Raw genomic sequence first — 23,884 nt, 5'->3', positions numbered from 1 at the left:
ACGGAGGCGCCCTCAAGCGCGCCCATGGCCATCGGTCAGAATCGGCGCGCCGGGAGCGCCATGAAGGGTCCGTCGGCGGGCCAGAGATACAGAAACACAATGCAACATCACGATCCAGTCGGAACCCCGGGGGGCGAAGGGGAGGCGGCTTCAGACGCTCTGAAAAGCCGGCTCTCTGTCGCGGAAAACGTTTTGGCGACGCTGGCGGTTGACCTCGACGGGCAACTTCGATTCAAGACGGGCCTGCTGGCCCTGACCGACCAGCGCCTGCTGGCCCGCGCGCCGGACGGCCAATGGTCCGAATGGCCGGTCCCGGCCCAGGGGCTGGAAATCCACCTCGGCGACCATGCCGGCATCGGCACGCTCGACCTGCTGGGGACCGAGGGCCGGCTCGGCCGCTGGCGCTTCACGCTGGCCCAGCAGCCGGCGGCGCTGCGGCTGCAGAAGCTGTTCGACGCCCGCACCGAGGGTGTCGCGCAGGCGACAGCGGCGGGCGCCGACCTCGACGAGGCGCCGTTCGTCGAACCGGAACTGCAGGCGCCGCCTTCGACCTGGGTGCTGCTGCGCCTCGGCCGCTTCGCCAAGCCCTACCGCAAGCAGCTGATCACCGGCTTCCTGCTGACCCTGGCCTCGACCGCCGCCACGCTGGTGCCGCCCTACCTGACCATCCCGCTGATGGACGACATCCTGATCCCGTTCCAGAACGGGCAGCAGATCGCGGTCGCCAAGGTGGTGATGTTCCTGAGCGCGCTGCTGGCCGCGGCGCTGGTCGGCTGGGCCCTGGGCTGGGCCCGCACCTACCTGCTGGCGCTGGTCTCGGAGCGCATCGGCGCCGACCTGCGGACCACCACTTACGAACACTTGCTGACCTTGCCGCTCGATTACTTCGGCGGCAAGCGCACCGGCGACCTGATGGCGCGCATCGGTTCCGAAACCGACCGCATCAACGTCTTCCTGTCGCTGCATGCGCTCGATTTCCTGACCGACGTGCTGATGATCGCCATGACGGCGGTGATCCTGTTCTCGATCAATCCGCTGCTGGCGGTGGTGACGCTGGTGCCGCTGCCCTTCATCGCCTGGATGATCCACGTGGTGCGCGACCGCCTGCGCACCGGCTTCGAGAAGATCGACCGGGTCTGGAGCGAGGTCACCAACGTGCTGGCCGACACCATCCCGGGCATCCGGGTGGTCAAGGCCTTCGCGCAGGAGCAGCGCGAGGCGAAGCGCTTCCACGCCGCCAATGCCTACAACCTGCAGGTCAACGACAAGCTCAACAAGACCTGGTCGCTGTTCACGCCCAGTGTCTCGCTCCTGACCGAGATCGGCCTGCTGGTGGTCTGGGGCTTCGGCATCTGGCAGGTGGCGCGCGGGCGCATCACGGTCGGCGTGCTGACCGCCTTCATCGCCTACATCGGGCGCTTCTACACCCGGCTCGACTCGATGAGCCGGATCGTCTCGGTGACGCAGAAGGCCGCGGCCGGCGCCAAGCGCATCTTCGACATCCTCGACCACGTGAGCAACGTGCCCGAGCCGGCCAACCCGGTGAAGGTCGAGCGCGTGCAGGGCCGCATCGAGATGGCGGACGTCGGCTTCCGCTACGGCAGCCGGGCGGTGATCCGCGACCTCGACCTGGTGATCGAGCCGGGCGAGATGATCGGCCTGGTCGGCCACAGCGGCTCGGGCAAGAGCACGCTGGTGAACCTGATCTGCCGCTTCTACGACGTGACCGATGGCGCGATCAAGGTCGACGGCACCGACATCCGGCGCTTCGCGGTGGCCGACTACCGGCGCCACGTCGGGCTGGTGCTGCAGGAGCCCTTCCTGTTCTTCGGCACCATCGCCCAGAACATCGCCTACGGCAAGCCCGAGGCGACGCGCGAGGAGATCGTCGCGGCGGCCCGCGCCGCCCATGCGCACGACTTCATCCTGCGGCTCGCGCACGGCTACGACTCGCTGGTCGGCGAGCGGGGGCAGGGCCTGTCGGGCGGCGAGCGCCAGCGCATCAGCATCGCGCGCGCGCTCTTGATCGACCCGCGCATCCTGATCCTCGACGAGGCCACCTCGGCGGTCGACACCGAGACCGAGAAAGAGATCCAGAAAGCGCTCGACAACCTCGTGAAGGGCCGCACCACGATCGCCATCGCGCACCGGCTGTCGACCTTGCGCAAGGCCGACCGGCTGGTGGTCATGGACCGCGGCGAGGTCGTCGAGGTCGGTCCGCACGACACGCTGATGGAAAAGCAGGGCGCCTACTGGCGGCTCTACCAGGCGCAGTTGCGCCAGGCCGACGACGAGAGCGCGGGCGCGCTGGCCGAGCGCACCTCGGTGGCCTTGGCGCTGGGCAGCCATGCCGCGCATCCGGCGGGGGACGCATGATGAACATCGAACTCGAGCGCGATGGCTTCGGCCGGCTGGTGCTGACCGATGCCGAAGGCCAGCGTCACGCGGGCGTGGTGCCGGTGCGGGCCTTTCCGTTGACCGCGCCGGACGACGGCCTCTCGCTGGTCGGGCCCGACGGCCGCGAACTGCTCTGGATCGACCGCCTCGACCAGCTGCCCGAAAACGCCCGCGCGCTGCTCGGCCAGGAGCTCGCGCCGCGCGACTTCGCGCCCACGCTGCAGCGGCTGCACAAGGTCTCCAGCTTCGGCGTGCCCAGCACCTGGACCGTCAGCACCGACCGCGGCGAGACCAGCTTCGTGCTGAAGGCCGAGGAGGACATCCGCAGGCTCGAAGGCGGCGCGCTGCTGATCGCCAGCGCGCACGGGGTGCAGTTCCGGATTCCCGACGTGAAAGCGCTGGACCGGGGGTCGAGGAAGCTGCTGGAGCGGTTCCTGTAGGGTCATCGGCAGGCTGTCCGGGGTGCATCAAATAGAATGAAGTGCATCAACCCCATGAAAGTGCATCAGCCATGCGCACCACTGTCACTCTGGAAGACGACGCCTTCGAAGTGGCCCAGGCCTATGCGCAGGCGCGCGCGCTGAAGCTCGGGCAAGCCATCTCCGAACTGATCCGGCGCGGCGGCGGCGAGCGCCTGCCGGTGCGCAAGAAGGGGGGCGTCTGGGTGTTCGAGCTGCCGGCCGATGCGCCCCGCGTCACCAGCCGCCAGGTCAGGGACCTGCTGGAAGACGCGCCTTGAGCTGGCTGCTGGACGCCAATGCGCTGATCGCATTGGGTTGGCCGGCGCACGAGCACCACGAGCGCATGCTTCGCTGGTTCGGCCGCCATGCGCGCGAGGGCTGGGCCACCAGCGCGCTGACCCAGTCCGCTTTCGTGCGCGTGATCTCGCAGCCGGCCTTCTCGGGCCAGGCCATCTCGATCGGCGAGATCGCCGAAGTGCTGCTGCGCAACACCGCGCATCCCAAGCATCGCTTCCTGGCGCTGGATTTCGGCATCGAGCAGGTGCTGGGCTGCTGCACCGGCGGCCTGCGCGGCCATCGGCAGATCACCGACGCCTGGCTCCTGACCTTGGCCATGCGCCACGGCGCCAGGCTGCTCACCTTCGATGGCGGCATCGCGCAACTGCTCGCCACCGCGCCCGAACGCCAGCGCCACATCAAGATTCCGGACTGAACACCATGCACACCACCGCCCTCGTCCTCTTCTCCGGTGGCCAGGACTCCACCACCTGCCTGGCCGATGCCCTCGCCAAGTACCAGCGGGTCGAGACCATCGGCTTCGACTACGGCCAGCGCCACCGGGTCGAGCTCGATGCGCGGCTCACCGTGCTGGCCCGCCTGCGCGAGCGCTTCCCGCAATGGGCGCCGCGGCTCGGCGACGACCACCTGCTGTCGGTCGACGTGCTGGGGCAGGTCAGCGCGTCGTCGCTGACCCAGGACATCGCCTTCGAGATGCAGGCCAACGGCCTGCCCAACACCTTCGTGCCCGGCCGCAACCTGCTGTTCCTCACGCTGGCCGGCGCGCTGGCCTACCGGCGCGGCCTCGAGGTCATCGTCACCGGTGTCTGCGAGACCGACTTCTCGGGCTACCCCGATTGCCGCGACGACACGATGAAGGCGCTGCAGGTCGCGCTCACGCTCGGCATGGACCGGCGTTTCGTCATCGAGACGCCGCTGATGTGGATCGACAAGGCCCAGACCTGGGCCATGGCGCATCGCCTCGGCGGCGATGCGTTGGTCGAGCTGATCGTCGAAGACACCCACACCTGCTACCTCGGCGACCGCACGCAGCGCCACGACTGGGGCTACGGCTGCGGCAGCTGCCCGGCCTGCGAGCTGCGGGCCCGGGGCTGGGCCGGCTACGTCGCCTCGACCCTGTAGCGCACGCCGCTGCCTTCGGGCTGCGGCACCAGCGTCCAGCGACGCTGGTGGTGGTCGCCGACCGAGGCCCGGTGGGCGATCGACACCATGGCGCCGCCGGCGGCGTGCACCATCGCCGTCAACCGCTTGTAGAGCGTCGCCTCGCTGTCGGCGTCGAGCGCACTCGTTGCTTCATCGGCGAACAGCCAGGCCGGCTTGCGCAGCAGCACGCGGGCGATCGCCAGCCGCTGCTGTTCGCCGCCCGAGAGCTTCTGGCTCCAGGCGTCGCGGTCGTCGAGCCGGGTCGCGAGATCGGACAACAGCGCGTCGTTCAGGGCCTGCACCAGCTGCGCGTCGGTGAACTGGCTGGCAGGTTGGGGGTAGGCCAGCGCGTCGCGCAGCCGGCCGTCCGGCACATAGGGCCGCTGCGGGATGAACATGGTGTTGTCGGGCATCGAGACCCGGCCCTTGGCGAACGGCCAGATGCCGGCGAAGGCTCGGAACAGCGTCGACTTGCCGCTGCCCGAAGGGCCTTGCAGCATCACGGTGTCGCCCGGCTGGACGGCCAGCGCGGCACCTTCGATCAGCCGCGCGCCGTCGGGCAGGGTGACGCCGAAGCCGTCGGCGCGCAGGCCCCTGGCGTTGTCCGCCGGGGTGCGCTCGAGCGCGCTGGCCGCGCCGGCGTTGGCACGCATCGCGGCTTCGAAGGAGCTCAGCCGGTCGGCGGTGGCGCGCCAGACGGCCACCCGGTCGTAGTTGTCGACGAACCAGCTGAGCGAATCCTGGACCCGGCCGAAGGCCGAGTTGACCTGCATCAGCTGGCCGAGCTGGATCGCGCCGCTGAAGAAACGCGGCGCCTGCACGATGAAGGCGAAGATCACCGAGGCCTGGCCGAACGAGGCCGTGAAGGCCACCAGGTTCTTCTGCTTCTTGATCAGCTGCAGGTAGTTCTTCAGCACGGACCCGAAGCGCAGCTCGAGCTGGCCGTGCTCGACCTGCTCGCCGCGGTCGAGCGCGATCGCCTCGCTGTATTCGCGCACCCGCACCAGGTGGTGGCGGAAGTCGGCCTCGTAGCGCTGCTGCTGGTAGTTCAGCCCGATCAGGGGCCGGCCGATGTAGTGCGTGATGACGGTTCCGGCGGCGCAGTAGAGAAGGGCGATCCAGACCATCGACCCGGGCACCGAGAAGCTGTGGCCCAGGAGCGTGAAGTTGGCCACGCCGCTCAGGCCCCACAGGATGCCGATGAAGCTCACCAGCGTGACCACCGCATTGAGCAGGCCCATCGAGAGCGTCATCGTGTAGTCGGTGAACAGCTGCATGTCCTCCTGGATGCGCTGGTCGGGGTTGTCCGGCGACTGGCCGTCCTGCTGGCCGTAGCGTGCCAGTTCGAGCCGGTAGAAGGTGCGGTCGGCCATCCAGCGCTGCAGGTAGCTGCGGGTCATCCAGGCCCGCCAGCGCAGCTGCAGCAGCTGGGTCAGGTAGAACTTGAGGATCGCAATCGCGATGAAGCCGGCCGCGATCCAGCAGAAATAAACGATCTCGCGCCAGAAGACCGCCTGGTCCTTGTTCTGCAGCGCATCGTAGAAGCGCGCGTACCACTGGTTGTTGAGCACCAGCATGTAGACCACGCCGAGGTTGAGCGCCACGATCGCCGCCAGCAGGCCGCGGGCCCGCCATTTCTCCTCGGAGTTGAAATAGGGCGCCGCCAGCGCGCCGATGCGGCGCAGGGTGGTCAGCATGCTCTTGGAACCGGTGCTTGCAGTCATGGCGTGGGAGTGGGTTCGCGCCTGGGGGCGGCGCGTTGCTTTCATCCTAAACCCGCGCGGGCGCGCTTTCTTAAACGGCGCTGAAAACCAGGCCCGGCTGACAAACGCCTGTCACATCCGCTGCCGATGATCGACGGGCTTCGCGTGCCGTTGCGCGCTGTTCTCCCGTGTCTCGATAGGAATCCCCATGCTGCGTCGTACCTTCCAATCCCTCCTGCCTGCCGTCCTGCTCGGCCTCGGCGCCGGCGCCATCGCCCAAGGCCGCACCGAGCTCCTGGTCTACACCGCGCTCGAGGCCGACCAGGTGCAGGCCTACAAGGCGGCCTTCGAGAAGGACAACCCCTCCATCGAGCTCAAGTTCGTGCGCGACTCCACCGGGATCGTGACCGCCAAGCTGCTGGCCGAGAAGGCGAATCCGCAGGCCGACGTGGTCTGGGGCCTGGCCGCGACCTCGCTGATGCTGCTCGACAAGGAGGGCATGCTGCAGCCCTATGCGCCGAAGGGCCTCGAGGCCATCAAGCCGACCATGCGCGACAGCGCCAACCCGCCCAAGTGGGTCGGCATGGACGTCTGGTCGTCGGCGATCTGCTTCAACACCACCGAGGCGCAGAAGAAGAACCTGCCCAAGCCCGCCAGCTGGGCCGACCTGACCAACCCGGTCTACAAGGGCCAGATCACGATGCCGAACCCGGCCGCCTCGGGCACCGGCTACCTGATGGTGTCGGGCTGGATCCAGATGATGGGCGAAGACAAGGCGTGGAAGTACATGGACGCGCTGCACCAGAACATCGGCATCTACAGCCAGTCCGGCAGCAAGCCCTGCCGCCAGGCCGGCGCCGGCGAGTTCGCGCTCGGCATGTCCTTCGAGTACCGCGCCAACAAGACCAAGCGCGACGGCGCGCCGATCGACATCGTGCTGCCGAAGGAGGGGCTGGGCTGGGACATGGAGGCCACCGGGGTCATGAAGACGACCAAGAAGCCGGAGGCCGCGAAGGCGCTGGCCGACTGGGCCGTCACGAAGCAGGCCAACGAGCTCTATGCGAAGAACTTCGCGGTGCTGGCGCTGCCGGGCATCCAGGAGAAGCTGGAATTCGTGCCGGGCGACGTCGAGAAGCTGCTGGCCAAGAACGACTTCGACTGGGCCGCCGCCAACCGCGACCGGATCCTGACCGAATGGTCGAAGCGCTACGAATCGAAGTCGGAAAAGAAGGCGCCGCCGCAGTAAGACCCGGCGCATGACGTCCTATCTTTCCCTGCGTGGCGTCGGCAAGTCCTTCGGTGCCAGCCGCGTGCTGGACGGCATCGACCTCGATGTCGAGCCCGGCGAATTCGTCTGCCTGCTCGGGCCCTCGGGCTGCGGCAAGACCACGCTGCTGCGCATCGTCTGCGGCATCGAGCGCGCCGACCACGGGCAGTTGCTGCTGAACGGCCAGGACATCGCGGGCCTGCCGCCCGCGGCGCGCGGCTTCGGCGTGGTGTTCCAGTCCTATGCCCTGTTCCCGAACCTCACGGCGGCGCAGAACATCGCCTATGGCCTGCATCCGACCGGTGCGCTGGCGCGCGAGATGGCGAAGCGCTCGCGCGAGATGCTCGACCTGGTCGGCCTCGCCGCCCATGCCGACAAGTACCCGGTGCAGTTGTCGGGCGGGCAGCAGCAGCGGGTGGCCCTGGCCCGCGCGCTGGCGCCCAATCCGCGGTTGCTGCTGCTGGACGAGCCCCTGTCCGCGCTCGATGCGCAGGTGCGCGCCAGCCTGCGCGGCGAGATCCGCGCGCTGCAGAAGCGCCTGGGCATCGTCACGATCATGGTCACGCACGACCAGGAGGAGGCGCTGTCGATGGCCGACCGCGTGGTGCTGATGCACGACGGCCGCATCGAGCAGGCCGGCACGCCCGGCGAGCTCTACCACCACCCGCGCACGCGCTTCGTCGCCGGCTTCGTCGGCCGCATGAACATGCTGCCCGCCACCGTGCTGGCCGGCGACCGCGTGCGGGTGCGCGACAGCGAGCTGCACTGCGCGCCCGTCGCGTTGCAGGTGGGCGCGCAGGCCACCGTCGGCATTCGGCCCGAGCAGGTCGTGGTCCGCCGCTTCGGCGACGGCCTGGGCGCCAACAGCTTCGCGGCCCGGCTGCTCGACACCGAGTTTCTCGGCAACCGCACCGCCGCCCGGCTGGCCTGCGAACCGCTGGGCATCGAGATCGAGGCCGAACTGCCGGCCGACCACCGGGTCGGCGAGGCGCTGGTGCCCAGCAGCATGGTGCACATCGAGCTGCCGCAGCACGCGCTGTCGGTGCTGGCGCGTTGAAGGCGCTCGACCGCGAACGCTGGCTCACCGGGGCCGGCCTCGGGCTCGCGCTCGCCATCCTGGTGGTGATCGTCGCGCTGCCGGTGGCCGCGCTGGTGGGCCAGAGCGTCTTCGATCGCGCCGGTGCCTTCGTCGGGCTGGCCAACTTCGCCCGCTACCTCGACAACCCGGCGCTGGTGCAGTCGGCCTTCAACAGCGTCTGGCTGGCCGCGCTGAGTGCCGTGCTGTGCACCGCGATCGCCTACGTCTACGCCTATGCGCTCACGCTGTCCTGCATGCGCGGCAAGGGCCCGCTGCGCGCGGTCGCGCTGCTGCCGCTGCTGGCGCCCTCGCTGCTGCCGGCGATCAGCCTGATCTACCTGTTCGGCAACCAGGGCATCTTCAAGGACTGGCTGGGCGGCCTGTCGATCTACGGGCCGCTGGGCATCGTGCTCGGCTCGGTGTTCTGGACCTTGCCGCATGCGCTGCTGATCCTGACCACCGCGATGGCGACCTCCGACGGCCGGCTCTACGAGGCCGCGCAGACCCTCGGCGCCTCGCGCTGGCGGATCTTCCGCACGGTCACCCTGCCGGCTTCGCGCTATGGGCTGATCGTGGCCTGCATGGTGGTCTTCGTGCTGGTCATCACCGACTTCGGCGTGCCCAAGGTGGTGGGCGGCCAGACCGGCGTGCTGGCGACCGACATCTACAAGCAGGTGGTCGGGCAGCAGAACTTCCAGATGGGTGCGGTGGTCGGCTTCGTGCTGCTGATCCCGGCCGTGCTGTCGTTCGCGGTCGAGCGTCGGGTGCGGCGGCGCCAGGCGGCCGCGATGTCGGCCCGGGCGACGCCGCATCGGCCCGAGCCCGTTGCGCTGCGCGACCGGGTGCTGTTCGGCGTCTGCCTGCTGATCGCCGCGGCCATCCTGGTGATGATCGGGATGGCGGTGTTCGCATCGCTCGCCACCTACTGGCCCTACAAGCTCGCGCCGTCGCTGAAGAACTACGACTTCAGCAACATGGACGGCGGCGGCTGGGGCAGCTATGTCAATTCGCTGAAGCTCGGGCTGGGCGCCGCCGCGGCCGGGGCGGTCGCCACCTTCCTGTCGGCCTACCTGGTCGAGAAGCCGCGCCACTTCGGCCTTTTGCGCGAGGCGCTGAACCTGCTGGCCAACCTGCCGCTGGCGGTGCCCGGCCTGGTGCTGGGCGTGGGCTACATCTTCTTCTTCAACGCACCCAGGAATCCACTCAACGGGCTCTACGGCGGCATGGCGATCCTGATCGTCTGCACCGTGGCGCACTTCTTCTCGGTCGCCCACCTGACCTCGCTCACCGCGCTGCGCCAGCTCGACCGCGAGTACGAGCTGGTCGCGGAGTCGATGGGCGTTCCGTTCTGGCGCACGCTGTGGCGCGTGCACCTGCCGGTGGCGCTGCCCACGGTGCTGCAGGTCGGCGGCTACTTCTTCGTCAACGCGATGACGACCGTCTCCGCGGTGGTGTTCCTGTATTCGCCGCAGACCACGCTGGCCGCGATCGCGGTGCTGAACATGGACGACGCCGGCGATGTGGCGCCAGCGGCGGCGATGGCCTCGCTGATCATGCTCACGGCGGCCATCGGCCGCGGACTGTTCGCGCTGGCCGGGCAGGCCGTGCTGGCGCGCACCCAGGGCTGGCGCGGCCGCTAGCGCGGATTGCTGATGCCGCTGGCCACGTGCCCCGAGGGCACATGGCGCGCCGCCGCGTCGACGTGGCCGGTCTGGTCGTCGAAGAAGAAGTCGGGCTCGAACTCGCGCAGGAACTCGCCCTTGGGCAGGCCGCCGAGGAACATCGCCTCGTCGACCTTGATGTTCCAGTTCATCAGCGTGCGGATCGCGCGCTCGTGGGCCGGCGCGCTGCGCGCCGTGACCAGCGCGGTGCGGATGCGCATCTCGGGGCTGCCGGCCTGCTGCAGGCGGTGCAGCGCCGTCAGCAGCGGCTTGAACGGGCCTTCGGGCAGCGGCAGCCCGGCCTTGGAGGATTCGTGCAACTGGAAGGCGTCCAGGCCCTCGGCCTGGAAGACGCGCTCGGCCTCGTCGCTGAACAGCACCGCATCGCCGTCGAAGGCGATGCGCACCTCGTTGGGGTAGGCGTCGCTCGCCCGCACCGACTCGACCAGCACGCGGGCCGCGGGAAAGCCCGCCACCAGCGCCTCGCGCACGTCCTCGGCATTGACCGACAGGAACAGGTGGGCGCGCAGCGGCCGCAGGTAGCCGAAGGGCGGCCGGCCCTGCGTGAACACGCCGCGCTGCAGCGAGATGCCGTTGGCCACGCCCGAGCGGAACACCCGCATGCCCGACACCGGGTCATTGCGCGAGAGGATCACGACCTCGACCCGCTGCTGGCCGCCTTCGTTGAAGCGCAGCAGCTTCTGCACCAGCGAATAGGCGATGCCCGGCTGGGCCGGCACGTCGAGCCGCTCGAGCTGCAGCTTCATGTAGCCGGCGTCGTCGCCGGATTCGAAGATCCGGTTCTCTTCCTCGAGGTTGAACAGGGCGCGCGAAGAAATGGCCACCACCAGCTTGTCTTCCAGGGAGGCGGCCATGGCTACTTCACGAATTGGTTCAACTGGATGATGGGCATGAGGACGGCGAGCACGATCAGCATCACGACCCCGCCCATCGCCACGATCAGCAGCGGCTCGAGGATGGTCGCCAGGTGCATCGCGCGGCGCTGCACTTCGGCGCCCAGCTGGTTGGCCGCGCGCTGCAGCATCAGCGGCAGCGTGCCGGTCTGTTCGCCGAGGCGCGCGAACATCGAGACGATGCCCGGAAAGCGCTTCTTCTGCGCCAGCGCCGAGGCCAGCGGCGCTCCTTCGCGCACCAGCACCAGCGCATCGAGCGCATCGGCGCGCATGGCGCTGTTGCTGAGCGTCTCGGAAGCCGCCTGCAGTGCGCGCAGGATCGGCACGCCGGCGGTCGCCAGCATCGCCAGCGTGCTGGCGAAGCGCGCCGCGTTGTAGCCGCGCGCCAGCTTGCCGACCAGCGGCAGGTTGAGCCAGGCGGCGTCGAAGCGCTCGCGGATCGCGGCGCGCGCCAGCGCCATCCGGGCACCGATGGCCGCGACCACGACGGCGATCAGCATCAGCCAGCCGTAGTTGCGGACGAAGGCGCTCAGCGCCAGCATCGCCACCGTGAGGATCGGCAGGGCGCGCTTGGTGCCGGCGAAGACGTTGGCGACCTGCGGCACCACGTAGCTGACCAGGAAGACCACGATGACGATCGCCACCAAGGTCACGATCGCCGGGTAGAGGGCGGCGCCGACCAGCTTCTGCTGCAGCGCCTGGCGCTGCTCCAGGTCGTCGGCCAGCCGTTCGAGCACCAGGCCCAGGTTGCCGCTCTGCTCGCCGGCGCCGATCACGGCGACGTAGATCGGCGAGAACTCGCGCGGGTGCTGCGACAGCGCACGGCCGAAGGGCGCGCCGGCATTGACCTCGGCCCGCAGCGAGGCGACCAGGTTGCGCTGGGCCTCGGTCTCGGCCTCGTCGGTCAGCGCGGTGAGCGCCCGTTCGAGCGACAGGCCGGAGGACACCAGGCCGGCGATCTGCCGGGTCCAGACCGCCAGCGTGGTCGAGTTGAAGATGCGGCCGCCGCCGAACATGCGACGCCAGTTTCGGGTCTGCGGCACGCCGCTCTCGACGCTGCCGACCGCCGTCACCGACAGCGGGATGAGCGCCTGGGCCCGCAGCATCCCGCGCGCGCTGCGGGCCGTGTCGGCCTCGAGCACGCCCTTGCGCGCCACGCCCTGGGCGTCGATCGCTTCGAAAGAATAGGCGGGCATCGGGCGTCAGTCGCGGGTCACGCGAAGCAATTCGGCGCGCGAGCTGATGCCGGCCTGGACCAGCCGTTCGCCGTCCTCGCGCATCGAGCGCAGGCCACCGCGCTCGGCCGCCACGAAGAGCTGGCTTTCGGGCGCGCGGTTGTGGATCAGCGACTGCACGGTCTCGTCGGCCACCAGCAGCTCGAAGATGCCGGTGCGCCCCTGGTAGCCGGTGTGGCCGCAGGCCTCGCAGCCCACGGGCTGGGCCTCGTGGCCGGCGGCCGGCGAACACACCGGGCACAGCTTGCGGACCAGCCGCTGGGCCAGCACGCCCAGCAGCGAGGAGCTCAGCAGGAAGGGCTCCACGCCCATGTCGGTCAGGCGCGTGACGGCGCTGACCGAATCGTTGGTGTGCAGCGTGGCCAGCACCAGGTGGCCGGTGAGCGAGGCCTGGATCGCGATCTGCGCGGTCTCGAAGTCGCGGATCTCGCCGATCATGATGACGTCCGGGTCCTGGCGCAGGATGGCCCGCAGCGCCTTGGCGAAGGTCAGGTCGATCTTGGCGTTGACCTGGGTCTGGCCGACGCCGTGCAGCTCGTACTCGATCGGGTCCTCGACCGTCATGATGTTGCTGCTGCTGGCGTCGAGCCGGCTCAGCGCGGCGTACAGCGTGGTGGTCTTGCCGGAGCCGGTCGGGCCGGTCACCAGGATGATGCCGTGCGGCTGTCCGATCAGGTGCTCGAAGCGCGCCAGCGTGTCGCCCTGCATGCCCACCGATTCGAGCGTGAGCTTGCTCTCGGACTTGTCGAGCAGCCGCAGCACGGCGCGTTCGCCGTGCGCCGAGGGCAAGGTCGAGACCCGGACGTCGACCGCGCGGGTGCCGATGCGCAAGGAGATGCGGCCGTCCTGCGGCAGGCGCTTCTCGGCGATGTCGAGGTCGGCCATGATCTTCAGCCGCGAGATCAGCGCCGCATGCAGCGCGCGATTCGGCTGCACCACCTCGCGCAGCGAACCGTCGATGCGAAAGCGCACCGACGAGGTCCGCTCGTAGGGCTCGATGTGGATGTCGCTCGCGCCGTCGCGCGCGGCCTGCGTGAGCAGGGCATTGAGCATCCGGATGATCGGCGCGTCGCCGGCCGATTCGAGCAAGTCCTCGACCGCCGGCAGCTCCTGCATCATGCGCGAGAGGTCGGCATCGCCCTGCACCTCGCTGACCACCGCGGCGGCATTCGACTCGCCCTTGGCATAGGCCGCGCTGATCCGCTGGGCGAGCTGCTCGGGCGCCAGCGGCTCGAAGGTCTTGACCGGGTACTTGCGCAGCACCTCGCCCAGGGCGCTGCGCGGCGGCACCTTCGGCATCCAGAGCGTGAGGGCGCCGTCGTCAGCCTCTTCCAGCAGCAGCTGCTGGCCACGGGCGAAGGCGTAGGGGAGGGGATAGCGCATCGGATCGGTGTCCTGCGGCTAGGGCAGTTCGCGCCTGCTCGACGGGTCCGCCGTCGGCGGCAATGCGCCCTTCAGCGGAGAGGGGGCAAGCCGCTGAGACGGCGGCGTCGGCAACGGAATCAAGGTGGCGCCCTCCAGCCGGGTCGTGGGCTCCGTCGGGTTCTGTTGCTGGGCGGGCACCGGGGTGGTCGCCAGAGCCGGGAGGGGGGGAGCCGAGGTCACGTTGTTCAGCATCACGTTGTCGTCGGGCTGCACCCGCTGCTGCAGCACGCGCATCGCGTCGTAGCGGTCGTTGGCGACATTCGTGGTCGCCACCCCGTCGCGCATCACCATCGGCCGCAGGAACATCATCAGGTTGACCTTGGTGCGCGCCCTTTTTTCGCTCTTGAACAGATTGCCCAGGATCGGAATGTCACCGGCCAGCGGAACCTTGTCGACGTTGTTGCTGTAGTCGTCTGACAGCAGGCCGCCGAGCATCACCAGGCCGCCGTCCTCGACCAGCACGCTGGATTCGATCGAGCGCTTGTTGGTGGTCGGGCCGTTGGGGGCGTTCTCGGTGCCGGCCTGCACCGTGGAGGTCTCCTGGAACACCACCATCTTCACGGTGCCGTTCTCGTTGATCTGCGGGCGCACGCGCAGCGTCAGGCCGACGTCCTTGCGCTCGATGGTCGTGAACGGGTTCACCGAGCCGTTGGCCGCACCGGTGTTGGTGAACTGGCCGGTCACGAACGGGACGTTCTGGCCGATCACGATCTTGGCTTCCTCGTTGTCGAGGGTCAGCAGATTGGGCGTCGACAGCAGGTTGGCGTCGGCGTCGCTGGCGAAGAAGTTGGCGATCGCGTTCAGCACGTAGTCGCCGTTGTACTTGCGTCCGATGCCGATGTTGAGGCCGGTGCCGAGCGTGGTGAGGGCGGCCGGGGTTTTTGCCACCAGGGCGGCCGTCAGCGTCAGGATGTTGGCGCCGGAGAGGCTGGAGTTGGTGCCGATGACGCCGTTGTTGCCGACCGCCGACTGCCACTGGACACCGAACTGCGCCGCCTTGTTGGCCGTGACCTCGACGATCAGCGCCTCGATCATGACCTGCGCACGCCGGCCGTCGAGCTTGTCGATCACGGCGCGGATCTGCCGGTACTGCGGTTCCGAGGCCGTGATGATGAGCGAGTTGGTCGAGGGGTCGGCCTGGATCTGGCCGCCGGTCGACGGCTGGTTCGCGTTGTTGACCGGCGCAGTGGCCGCGGTGCTCGCACCGGCGTTCTGCTGGTTGGCGCCCAGCTGCGGCGCCACCTGCGAAGTCCCGCCCTGGAGCGAGCCGCCGGCGCCGCCGGTGCCCGAGCCGCCGCGCGCTTCGGCCGAGATCGCCGCGCGCAGGGTCGCGGCCAGCCTCACGGCGTCGGCGTTCTTGAGGTAGACCACGTAGACATTGCCGGCCGCGCCGTTGCCGGTATCGATCGCCGGGCGGTCGAGCTTGTCGATCAGCGTGCGCACCAGCTGGGCGCGCGCCGGATTGGCCGCCCGCAGAATGATCGCGTTGCCGCGGGGTTCGGCCAGCAGCGTGGTGCGGAACGATGAGTCGACCTGGCCCGGCGCCCCGGCGCCGGGGGTCGTGCTGCTGCCTTCGATCAGCCGCGTCACCAGCGGCACCATGTCGGTCGCCACCGAGTTCTTCAGCTGGATCACCTCGATGTCGGCGGCGTTCGGCACGTCGAGCGCGGCCACGATGCGGGCCAGCCGGCGCATGTTCTCGGCGTAGTCGGTGATCACCAGCGAGTTGTTGCCCGGGTTGACGTTGATCGTGTTGTTCGGCGCGATCAGCGGGCGCAGCACCGGCAGCAGGTTGTTGGCCGACTCGTAGTTGAGCTTGAAGACCTGGGTGATGATCTGGTTGCCGCTGAGGCTGGACGTGGGCGTCGAGGTCGTCACGGTGCTGCTCTGCAGCTTGGCATCGGCCTCCGGCACGACCTTGTAGAGGCCGTCGGCCTGCACGATCGCGAAGCCCTGTAGCCGCAGCGCGGCGGCGAACTGGTTGAAGGCCGCGGCCGGTTCGATGGCGCGGTCGGTCTGCAGGGTGATGGTGCCCTTGACGCGCGGGTCGACCACCACGTCGCGCCCGGTCACGACGGCCATGGTGCGCGCCACCGATTCGATCTCGGCGTTGCTGAAGTTCAGCGTGATCGGCTCGCCGCGCCGCAGCACGTCCTGGGCGAAGGCGGAAGGAATGCAGGCCGCGATCAGCATCTGCGCGGCGAGCGCGAGGGTGCCGAGGCGGACGCCGGAAGAAGACTTTGGCTTCGTCATGGTCAACCCAGTGTGATGAGGGAGCGCGCGCCTTCGCGTCGTCCGATGATGTTCAACAAGTTCGAAAGGGCGTCTTCGCGGCCCGCCGCCGCGCTGGCCTCGCCGTCGAAGCGCATCGTCGTGCCGTTCCAGCGGCCGCTGCCGCTCAGTTGCAGGCTGCCTTCGCGGGTCGTCAGGAGCAGCGAAGGCACCGGTCCGCCTTCGAGAGCGATCCGGTAGCTGCCCATCGGCTTCAGGGTCGACAGGCTGGAAGAGATGTCGGTGGCGTCGAGCGTCGCCCGGCCGGCCAGCGTCAGCTGGCGGCCGCTCCAGCGCAGCACCAGCGCCTGCATCGAGAGGTCGAGCGCGCCTTCGAGCTTGAGCGTGTTCCAGGGCGCGCCGAATCCGGCCAGCATCGCCGCCGGCCAGCGCGACTGGCCGTCGCGCCACTCGAGTTCGAGCCCGTCGGAGCGCGGGCGCCCCTTGAATTTCAGTGGCTTGGCCGCGCAGCAGGGGAGGTCGAGCGTGGCGCTGATGCCGTCCCAGCGCGGCCGCAGCGTCCAGCCCAGCTGGCCGGGCAGGGAGATCGATTCGGCGCCGCCCGCCCCGCTGGAGAACACGACCCCGGCGGTGCCGTTCCAGAGCGTGCCGCGCGCATTGATCAGTTGCAGGTGGCCGTCGCTCCATTGCGCCAGGCCGGCCGCGAGCCAACGCGCGGGCGCGAACACGGCCAGCGCGAGGGCGATGCCGATGCTGGCGCCGAGCAGGGCCCAGCGCCAGCCGGAACTGGACGCGCGGGGGGTGGACGGGGTCGCCATGCGCGCTCTCAGCGGGCCGGCAGGCCCATGACCAGGGTGCCGTCCCAACGCGGACGGGGCGGTCCGGCCGGCGCGGCGGGCGCGGCGGGCGCCGCCCCGGGGCCGGCGGGGCCGCCCTGCGGCGCGCTGCTGCGTGTCAGATGCACTTCGCGCGGCACCGCGCGCGCATTGCTGCGCGCCTGCGTGATCAGCTGGGCGAGCGCGTCGGCCGGCGCGGCGCGCAGTGCGATGGTGGCGTTCTCGCCGGCGCCGGCGGTTTGAAGCTGGGCGTTCGGCCCGAGGTTCTCGCGCACCGAGGCTTCGAGGGCGCGCATCGCGTCGTCGCGGCTGGCGCGGGGCTGCGACTGCAAGGACTTGGCCTGGCGCTGCAGTGCCGTCATCTGCTGCAGCTGCGCATCGAGCTTCGCGTGTTCGGCCGGGGCCGCGGACAAGGTGCCCAGGGCCGGCGCCAGCGCCACCCACCAGACCAGCGCCAGGCCCACCAGCGCGGCCGCGATCGCGACCAGGCGCTGTTCGCGCGGCGCGAGTTCGGGCCACCAGGCCTGCCAACGCGCTTGGAGGGCTTCGAGCCACTTCATCGCTGCGCCTCCGCCTGCACCAGCAGCAGGTCGCTCTCGGTGCGCGCGCTGTAGCCGCGCGAGGACAGCGCGGTCTTGACGCCGGCGAACTCCGAGGCCGGCAAGCCGAGGCCGCGCAGGCGCAGCTGGCCGGCGCTGAAATCGATAGCGGTGGGCACGCGGCCCGCCGGCAGGCTGGCCGCCAGCGCGACCAGCATCGGTTCGAGGTCGGACGGCGTGACGCCGCCCGTGGCCTGCTCCAGGGCCGCGACCTCGCGCGCCATCTGCACCGGGGCGTCGACCACCAGCTTGACCGCGGGGAAGGTCTGGGTCAGCAGCGATCGCACCGCGCCGCGCTTGGCGTCGAGCGCATTGCGCTCCTTCCAGGCCCAGGCGTTGAGTCCGATGAACTGCGCCAGCAGCAGGGCCAGCACGCCCCAGCGCGCCGCCCGCCAGCGGCGTCCGTACCACAGCGCGCGCGCCATGGCCGCCGCCTTCTTGCCGGCGCGTGCACGTCCCGTCGATGCCAGGTCGAACTGCGCCAGGTCCCAGGGCGAACGGCTGGCCTGCAGCCAGCGCTCGGCCGGCTTGACGATCGGCAGCCGGCGCCCGAGCACGCTTTCGGCCAGTTCGGCGACCGCTGGCTCGGCCAGTGCCGTGGTGTCGGCGGGAAGGGGTCCGGCCAGCTCGAGGCCGGCGGCGTCGAGCGGCAGCGTGGCCACGCCCTCGGTGCCGCAGACGATGCACAGCGCCGCGTCCGGATCGCCGATCGCGAACACCATCGGCGGGCTGCCGGCCGGCTGGGGCGTGAACTCGGGAACGATCCGGGTCACCCGCCGGCCGGCGGCCTCCAGCGCCTGCACGGCGGCGCGCAACCAGATGCGGTTGCAGGCCGCCACCCAGACCGGCACCGCCACCCGCGCCCCGGGTTCGAGGGCGAAATGAAGTGCTTCGGGATCGTCGAGCAGGCGGTCTTCGAGCAGGCCGCTCAGCACCGAGCGCAGGCGCACGGCCCCGCTCATGCTGCCCTGGGGCAGGGTGACCTGGTGCCACGACAGTGCCGCGGCGGGCACGCCGAGGATGACTTCGTCGCTGCTCGGCAACAGGGCCGGTGCCGCGCTGCCCTGCGAACGCAGCTTGCGGCCATCGCTGGACCAGAGCGCCCAGCCGTACTCGCCGGCCGCCGGGCCGGAAACGAGAGGAATGGTTACAAGCAGCAAGGCCATGGACAGGAGTGAAGGGTCGCTATTGTAGGAGAGGGTCGCTCGGCGACGCTACGGAATTGATAGCATCTCTTTCAGATCCAACGGGCGTTGCGCCTATTTTTGACCCATTCGGTGACAGGTGGTGTGTTGCATCAGGATCTGGCCGGCTGCGGCGTCGCGCCGGCGCCACGTTCTCGCCACACGATCCCGACGTTGATGCCGACTCGCTGCAGCAGGGTCTGTTCTTCGACCCAGGTCCGGTCGATCCGCAGGCGGGCCTGTACTTCGAAGTAGGTGGTCGACACGCTGTGCTGGTCCGGCACGAACTGCGCCGAGCTCTGCTGGACCAGCGCGCCGGCGTCGGCCAGCGTCTTGAAATAGGACTGGGTACGGGCCGCGACCAGGCGCTTGGCGCCAGCGAGGTCGAGGGCCGGCGTGCTCGCGAAGATGGCTTCGGCGCTGGCGGTGTTGAGGTTCAGCGGCGTCCGGGTGGGCAGCACCGTGACATAGGGTTCCAGCGCCGCGGCGGTGGAGGGCGACAGGCCGAGCCAGACCAGTTGGGCCGTGCGCTGGGGCACGAGGGGGCCGGTGGCGCTGCCGGTCACGGTGGTTGGCGCCGTGGTGGTCGGGGTCGTGGTCTGCGGGGTCGAGGTGCTGGCCGTGCTGCTCGCGCTGCTGGTGGTGCCCGTAGTGCCCGTGGTTCCGGTGGCCGCGGTGCTGGCGGCGGCCGGCAGTGCGCGCTGCAGGTTGGCGGTCATCAGCGCCAGCTCCTCGGCCGGCAGCCCGAGCAGCTGGAACAGTTTCTTGAACGCGGCCACCGACGTGGCGACCGGCTTGCCGGCATCGACCAGGTTGAACGCGTTGAGCTTCGACTGGGCGTCGATGATGCGGCCCGACAGGAAGGCGTCGGGCAGCCCTTCCAGCGCGTCGCTGGCGATGTTCTTGTCGGCCGCCAGGAAGGTGGTCAGCTTGGCCTCCTCGAGCGGGATCGCCCATGGCTCGGCCAGGTAGTCCGCATTGACCCCGCTGCTGCCGGCCGCCCGGGCGTCCTCGCGCAGGATCAGCCGCGACCAGTCGAGTGCGCCGACCAGCACCCAGGCGGCCTGCGTCCGGCCCCGCTCGGCGGCCTCGACCTCGGCCGCACGCCATTGCTGCCAGAGCGCGGCCGCGGCGAAGGTGGCGACCAGCGTCACGGTCAGCATGGCCGTGAGCAGCGCTGCGCCGAACTGGCGGCCACGCTTCCCCTTGTGCATCGGCGTCTTCATGACTTCGGCACTGTCAAGCTGGGCCGGACCCAGTCCCGGGTGACCAGGCCCGCGAGCGCCGGTCCCTGGGGCAGGGCCAGCGTCAGGCGCACGCCATCCGGCATCGGCGTGGTGGCGCCGAGCGCCTCGGCGCTCGTGGCCGGGGTCCACGCGTTGTTGCGGAAGTAGGCAAGCTGCCAGCTGTCGAGCGGAATCAGGTCGACGTCTGCGCCCCCGGTGCCGCTGCCGCCGTCGGTCGCCCAGGCGGCGGCCTGGGCCCAGGCCTGCTGCCATTCGGGGCGGGTCGTGAAACCCTGCGATTGCCAGCGCCGCCAGTGGGTGCCGCCGGCAGGGTCCGGCCGCAGCGTCCAGGCGGCGACGAAGACCACCGGCGTCGCACTGTCGGTGCTGCGGCGTGTGAGCCGCAGCACGCGGCCATCCCAGTCGATCGCCGAGGTCTGCGGCAACGCCACCATGGCGTCGAGGTCGGCGCTCCACTGGGACAGCGTGGTCTGCAGCGTCAGCACGGCGTCGCCGCGCTCCCGGTTCAGCGACTGGGCGCGCCCCATCGCGTCGAGCCCGCGCCAGCTCATGAGGGCCAGCAGCGCCATGGCGGCGATCGCCACCAGGAGCTCGATCAGCGTGAAACCGCGGGCCTGGCGCCTCATCAGTAGCGCCCCACCACCGTCGACAGCCGCAGCACCGGTGCGTCGAAGGCGTCGCGCACCTGGACGTCGACCCGGCGGAAGTTCGGATTCAGCGTCGACGTGGTCGTCACGGTCACGCCGAAACTCTGGCTGGCCTGCGTGCAGACGCCGCCGGCGTCGCCCACGGGCGGCATCTGCCGTGCCAGCCGGGCCTTGATCAGCTCGTTCTCGGCGCAGATCTGGGCCAGCATCACGTCCGTCTGCCGCTGCGCGTTGCGCGTCAACGCCAACGTGGCCTGGGTGCCGGCCATCAGCGCGATGGCGACGATGCCGAGGGCGACCAGCACCTCGATCAGTGTGAAGCCGCGCGCGGCCCGGCGTGTTCGCGTCATGGCGCCACGACCGTGAAGGGGCGCAGGCCGTCGGTGCCGATGCGCAGGCTGCGATCGGGCAGCGCGTCGGAGGTCAGCTGCACCTGCTGCGCGGCGATGATCGGGTCGGGGCCCAGCTGCAGGGCGCCCACGGCCCGGCCGTCGACCCCGATCGGCTGGGCCGAGATGCCGCCGCTCAGCCAGTTCGTCGGCAGCGCGCCTGGTGGCAGGCCGTCGAAGCTGAAGTTGCCGGGCCCATCGGGCGTGACGCGCCACCGCACCGCGACGCCGCTGGCACGCGACTGCGCCCGCGCCGATTCGAGCAGGGCGGCGAGCCGCTCGGCTTCGCGGTCGAGCGTGGCCTGGCCGGAGTCCCTGAGCGAGAGCCCGACACCGGCGGTGGCCAGCGCGATGATCGCGATCACCACCAGCAGCTCGAACAGCGTGAAACCGCCCGCGCCGGGCCGGCCGTGAGCGGGTGGGCGGCAGTGCGCGCTACTGCCAGCTGCCGATGTCGGCATTCTTGCCTTCGCCACCGGGCTCGCCGTCGGCGCCGAGCGAAAACACGTCGATCTCGCCCTTGACGCCCGGATTCAGGTACTGGTACGGGCGGCCCCAGGGGTCGTTCGGCAGCTTCTCGACATAGGGCTTCCAGTTGGGCGCCGCCGGGCCGCTGGTGGGGCGCGCGACCAGCGCCTGCAGCCCCTGCTCGGCGCTCGGGTAGCGCTGGTTGTCGAGCCGGTACAGCTTGAGCGCCTGCATCAGGTTGTTGACATCGGTCTTGGCCGCGGTGACCCGGGCGTCATCGGCCCGCTCGATCACGTTGGGCACGATCAGCGCGGCCAGCACGCCGATGATGACCAGCACCACCATCAACTCGATCAAGGTGAAGCCGCGCTGGAGTGCGCGGGCGGGATAGCGGATGGAAATGGGCATGGAGGAATGATAATCCGGCCCCATGTCAGTCCCTTACGCCTCCCCTCGCTGGCCCGCGGCCGCCGCCACGACCGCCCTCTGGGCATTGGCCGCCGCGAGCGTCGTGTTCTGGGGCCTGCGGCTGGCTGCGCCGGCCGACGCGCCGGCCCCGCCGCCGGTGGCCGGCACGCCCCAGGCGGCGCCCGATCCGGCCGCGGTGGCCCGGATGCTGGGCGCCGTGTCGACCCCCGCCGCAGCGGCGGCGACGCCCGAGGCCGCCAGCCGCTTCGCGCTCCTGGGCGTGGTGGCCGATGCCGGCCAGCAGGGTGTGGCGCTGATCGCCGTCGACGGCAAGCCGCCGCGGCCGTTCCGGGTCGGCGCCACGGTGGCCGACGGCTACGTGCTGCAGTCGCTCGAAGCCCGAGCCGCCGCCCTGGGCGCCAGCGCCGGCTCGGCGGCCGCCTTCACGCTGCAGCTGCCGACGCGGCCGCTGGCGACCATGACCCCGCCCGCACCCCTCCCGCCGCAGAACTGACGCCAGACTAGATCAGGAAGAGCCGGTACACCGGGTTGTCGGTTTCCTCCACGAACGGGTAGCCCAGCGTCTGGAGGAAGGCATCGAAGGCCTCGTGTTCGGCCGCGGGCACCTGCAGCCCGACCAGGATGCGTCCGTAGTCGGCGCCCTGGTTGCGGTAGTGGAACAGGCTGATGTTCCAGTTCGGCCGCAGCAGGCTCAGGAACTTCAGCAGCGCCCCCGGCCGCTCGGGGAAGACGAAGCGCAGCAGCCGCTCTTCTTGCGCGAGGCTGGTGCGGCCGCCCACCATGTGGCGGATGTGTTCCTTGGCGAGCTCGTCGTGCGTGAGATCGATGGCACCGAAGCCATGCGCCACGAAGGTGTCGGCGATGGTGGTCGATTCGCCGCGCGCCGAGGTCGTCAGGCCGACGAACACATGGGCTTCCTTCGAGTCGCTGATGCGGTAGTTGAATTCGGTCACGTTGCGCGAGCCGCCGGGCAGCTGGCCGACCAGTTCGCAGAAGCGGCGGAAGCTGCCGCGCTCCTCGGGAATCGTCACCGCGAACAGCGCCTCGCGCTCCTCGCCGACCTCCGCGCGCTCGGCCACGAAGCGCAGGCGGTCGAAGTTCATGTTGGCGCCGCAGAGGATCGCGGCATAGGTTTCGCCGCGCGTGCCGCGGGCCTCGACGTACTGCTTGATCGCCGCCACTGCGAGCGCACCGGCCGGCTCGACGATGCTGCGGGTGTCGATGAAGACGTCCTTGATGCCGGCGCAGACCGCATCGGTGTCGACCGTGATGAATTCGTCCACCAGTTCGCTCGAGATGCGGAAGGTCTCCTCGCCGACCAGCTTGACCGCCGTGCCGTCGGAAAACAGCCCGACGTCCGGCAGCGTCACGCGGTGGTGGGCGGCGACCGATTGCATCATCGCGTCCGAGTCGTTCATCTGCACGCCGATCACGCGAATCTCGGGCCGCAGCGCCTTGATGTAGTTGGCCACCCCCGAGATCAGGCCGCCGCCGCCGATGGCGACGAACACCGCGTGCAGCGGCCCCTGGTGCTGGCGCAGCATTTCCATGGCGATCGTGCCCTGGCCGGCGATGACGTCCGGGTCGTCGAACGGGTGCACGAAGGTGAGTCCGTGCAGCTTCTGTTGTTCGAGCGCATAGCCATAGGCGTCCGAATAGCTGTCGCCGTGCAGGTGGACCTCGCCGCCGAGCGCGCGCACCGCGTCGATCTTCAGTTGCGGGGTGGTCACCGGCATCACCACCACGGCCCGCGCCCCGAGCTTGCGCGCCCCCAGGGCCACGCCCTGCGCATGGTTGCCGGCCGAAGCGCAGATCACGCCGGCGGCGAGCTGCTCGGCGCTCAGCTGCGCCATCTTGTTGTAGGCGCCGCGCAGCTTGAAGCTGAAGACCGGCTGCTGGTCCTCGCGCTTGAGCAGCACGGTGTTGCCGAGCCTGGCGCTCAGGGCGCGCGCCGGTTCCAGCGCCGATTCGACCGCCACGTCGTAGACGCGCGCAGTCAGGATCTTCTTGAGGTAGTCGGCAGGGGTGAGGGGCGGGGTCGGGGAGGACATAGGGCCGCGATCATAGGCCTCGCCGACGCGTCGGCCCGACCCCAAGAAAAAAGCCCCGGGCCTTGCGGCTCGGGGCTAAATCCACCAATTGGGAGGGTGGAGGAGACAACCGGTGCACATATGTGGATGTGCGATGAAATAAAGTATATCGGTTGATTGCTGCAATGCAACACGCCCGTTGCTTTTTTTGAACACTCAATCACGTCGTGCGGTGCTTTCCC

The 23,884-nt window shown here is 70.0% G+C and carries 23 protein-coding genes; 9 read left to right on the top strand and 14 right to left on the bottom strand.

Translation table 11 applies throughout. The features are described 5' to 3' along the window. The first annotated feature begins 99 nt into the window (after window positions 1-99). From QTI68_RS19315 to queC, 5 genes are all read left to right on the top strand, one after another. The gene (locus QTI68_RS19315; RefSeq protein WP_286523614.1) at window positions 100-2,376 is read left to right on the top strand and encodes a cyanophycin metabolism-associated ABC transporter; all 2,277 of its coding nucleotides are present in this window, start codon (window positions 100-102) and stop codon (window positions 2,374-2,376) included. Further along, window positions 2,373-2,837 carry a cyanophycin metabolism-associated DUF1854 family protein gene (locus QTI68_RS19310; RefSeq protein WP_286523612.1) on the top strand — a complete coding sequence of 155 codons (465 nt, stop codon included), beginning with the start codon at window positions 2,373-2,375 and terminating at the stop codon, window positions 2,835-2,837. The genes QTI68_RS19315 and QTI68_RS19310 overlap by 4 nt, the downstream gene beginning before the upstream one ends. A gap of 71 nt (window positions 2,838-2,908) precedes the next feature. Further along, the gene (locus QTI68_RS19305) at window positions 2,909-3,136 is read left to right on the top strand and encodes a hypothetical protein (RefSeq protein ID WP_286523611.1); all 228 of its coding nucleotides are present in this window, start codon (window positions 2,909-2,911) and stop codon (window positions 3,134-3,136) included. Beyond that, entirely contained in the window at window positions 3,133-3,570 is a 438-nt protein-coding gene (locus QTI68_RS19300) for a TA system VapC family ribonuclease toxin (RefSeq protein ID WP_286523610.1), read from the top strand. The genes QTI68_RS19305 and QTI68_RS19300 overlap by 4 nt, the downstream gene beginning before the upstream one ends. A 5-nt stretch (window positions 3,571-3,575) precedes the next feature. Beyond that, a complete protein-coding gene (gene queC, locus QTI68_RS19295; protein ID WP_286523609.1) occupies window positions 3,576-4,277 on the top strand; it encodes a 7-cyano-7-deazaguanine synthase QueC in 702 nt (233 codons plus the stop codon). Here the strand turns inward: queC and QTI68_RS19290 are convergent. Then, window positions 4,256-6,022 (bottom strand): ABC transporter ATP-binding protein/permease, encoded by a 1,767-nt coding sequence (locus QTI68_RS19290; RefSeq protein WP_286523608.1) that lies wholly within the window; start codon window positions 6,020-6,022, stop codon window positions 4,256-4,258. The genes queC and QTI68_RS19290 overlap by 22 nt on opposite strands. 187 nt (window positions 6,023-6,209) lie before the next feature. On the opposite strand from QTI68_RS19290, the gene QTI68_RS19285 reads away from it, so the two are divergent. From QTI68_RS19285 to QTI68_RS19275, 3 genes are read left to right on the top strand one after another with little or no spacing between them, the layout of a single operon-like run. Then, entirely contained in the window at window positions 6,210-7,247 is a 1,038-nt protein-coding gene (locus QTI68_RS19285) for a putative 2-aminoethylphosphonate ABC transporter substrate-binding protein (RefSeq protein ID WP_286523607.1), read from the top strand. A gap of 10 nt (window positions 7,248-7,257) precedes the next feature. Continuing rightward, a complete protein-coding gene (locus tag QTI68_RS19280; RefSeq protein ID WP_286523606.1) occupies window positions 7,258-8,325 on the top strand; it encodes an ABC transporter ATP-binding protein in 1,068 nt (355 codons plus the stop codon). Further along, window positions 8,322-9,986, top strand: a complete 1,665-nt coding sequence (locus tag QTI68_RS19275; RefSeq protein WP_286523605.1) for a putative 2-aminoethylphosphonate ABC transporter permease subunit — start codon at window positions 8,322-8,324, stop codon at window positions 9,984-9,986. The genes QTI68_RS19280 and QTI68_RS19275 overlap by 4 nt, the downstream gene beginning before the upstream one ends. Here the strand turns inward: QTI68_RS19275 and QTI68_RS19270 are convergent. The 12 genes from QTI68_RS19270 to gspG all read right to left on the bottom strand — a co-directional run bounded on the left by QTI68_RS19270 (window position 9,983) and on the right by gspG (window position 21,591). Continuing rightward, window positions 9,983-10,882 carry a 5'-nucleotidase gene (locus QTI68_RS19270; RefSeq protein ID WP_286523603.1) on the bottom strand — a complete coding sequence of 300 codons (900 nt, stop codon included), beginning with the start codon at window positions 10,880-10,882 and terminating at the stop codon, window positions 9,983-9,985. The genes QTI68_RS19275 and QTI68_RS19270 overlap by 4 nt on opposite strands. Window positions 10,883-10,884: 2 nt before the next feature. After that, on the bottom strand, window positions 10,885-12,117 hold the full coding sequence (gene gspF / locus QTI68_RS19265; protein WP_286523601.1) for a type II secretion system inner membrane protein GspF: 1,233 nt from the start codon (window positions 12,115-12,117) through the stop codon (window positions 10,885-10,887). Window positions 12,118-12,123: 6 nt separating this feature from the next. Further along, the gene (gene gspE / locus QTI68_RS19260; protein ID WP_286523600.1) at window positions 12,124-13,539 is read right to left on the bottom strand and encodes a type II secretion system ATPase GspE; all 1,416 of its coding nucleotides are present in this window, start codon (window positions 13,537-13,539) and stop codon (window positions 12,124-12,126) included. Window positions 13,540-13,557: 18 nt separating this feature from the next. Next, a complete protein-coding gene (gene gspD, locus QTI68_RS19255; RefSeq protein WP_286523599.1) occupies window positions 13,558-15,834 on the bottom strand; it encodes a type II secretion system secretin GspD in 2,277 nt (758 codons plus the stop codon). Between the two features lie 2 nt (window positions 15,835-15,836). Continuing rightward, window positions 15,837-16,631, bottom strand: a complete 795-nt coding sequence (gspN, locus tag QTI68_RS19250; RefSeq protein ID WP_286523598.1) for a type II secretion system protein N — start codon at window positions 16,629-16,631, stop codon at window positions 15,837-15,839. Window positions 16,632-16,639: 8 nt separating this feature from the next. Continuing rightward, window positions 16,640-17,209, bottom strand: a complete 570-nt coding sequence (locus QTI68_RS19245; RefSeq protein WP_286523597.1) for a type II secretion system protein M — start codon at window positions 17,207-17,209, stop codon at window positions 16,640-16,642. Then, window positions 17,206-18,414 carry a type II secretion system protein GspL gene (gene gspL, locus QTI68_RS19240; RefSeq protein ID WP_286523595.1) on the bottom strand — a complete coding sequence of 403 codons (1,209 nt, stop codon included), beginning with the start codon at window positions 18,412-18,414 and terminating at the stop codon, window positions 17,206-17,208. The genes QTI68_RS19245 and gspL overlap by 4 nt, the downstream gene beginning before the upstream one ends. Before the next feature lie 131 nt (window positions 18,415-18,545). Next, a complete protein-coding gene (gene gspK, locus QTI68_RS19235; protein ID WP_286523593.1) occupies window positions 18,546-19,646 on the bottom strand; it encodes a type II secretion system minor pseudopilin GspK in 1,101 nt (366 codons plus the stop codon). 8 nt (window positions 19,647-19,654) lie between these two features. Next, window positions 19,655-20,305, bottom strand: a complete 651-nt coding sequence (locus tag QTI68_RS19230) for a PulJ/GspJ family protein (RefSeq protein WP_286523592.1) — start codon at window positions 20,303-20,305, stop codon at window positions 19,655-19,657. Then, window positions 20,305-20,676, bottom strand: a complete 372-nt coding sequence (gene gspI, locus QTI68_RS19225; protein ID WP_286523590.1) for a type II secretion system minor pseudopilin GspI — start codon at window positions 20,674-20,676, stop codon at window positions 20,305-20,307. Before gspI ends, QTI68_RS19230 begins: the two co-directional genes overlap by 1 nt. Then, window positions 20,673-21,176, bottom strand: coding sequence for a prepilin-type N-terminal cleavage/methylation domain-containing protein (locus tag QTI68_RS19220; RefSeq protein ID WP_286523589.1), 504 nt, complete (start codon window positions 21,174-21,176; stop codon window positions 20,673-20,675). The genes gspI and QTI68_RS19220 overlap by 4 nt, the downstream gene beginning before the upstream one ends. Further along, window positions 21,151-21,591: a type II secretion system major pseudopilin GspG gene (gene gspG / locus QTI68_RS19215; protein ID WP_286523587.1), complete on the bottom strand. Its 441-nt coding sequence runs from the start codon at window positions 21,589-21,591 to the stop codon at window positions 21,151-21,153. Before gspG ends, QTI68_RS19220 begins: the two co-directional genes overlap by 26 nt. Window positions 21,592-21,613: 22 nt before the next feature. Between gspG and QTI68_RS19210 the strand changes: the two genes are divergently transcribed. After that, window positions 21,614-22,105: a type II secretion system protein N gene (locus QTI68_RS19210; RefSeq protein ID WP_286523586.1), complete on the top strand. Its 492-nt coding sequence runs from the start codon at window positions 21,614-21,616 to the stop codon at window positions 22,103-22,105. Between the two features lie 7 nt (window positions 22,106-22,112). Here QTI68_RS19210 and ilvA read toward each other — a convergent pair whose 3' ends face one another. Then, window positions 22,113-23,663 carry a threonine ammonia-lyase, biosynthetic gene (ilvA, locus tag QTI68_RS19205; RefSeq protein WP_286523584.1) on the bottom strand — a complete coding sequence of 517 codons (1,551 nt, stop codon included), beginning with the start codon at window positions 23,661-23,663 and terminating at the stop codon, window positions 22,113-22,115. Window positions 23,664-23,884 lie beyond the last annotated feature (221 nt).

It is taken from the genome of Variovorax sp. J31P207 (assembly GCF_030316965.1).
In the GTDB taxonomy this organism is placed as follows: Bacteria; Pseudomonadota; Gammaproteobacteria; order Burkholderiales; family Burkholderiaceae_C; genus Variovorax; species Variovorax ginsengisoli_B.
This window is presented reverse-complemented; position numbering and strand designations above follow the sequence as displayed.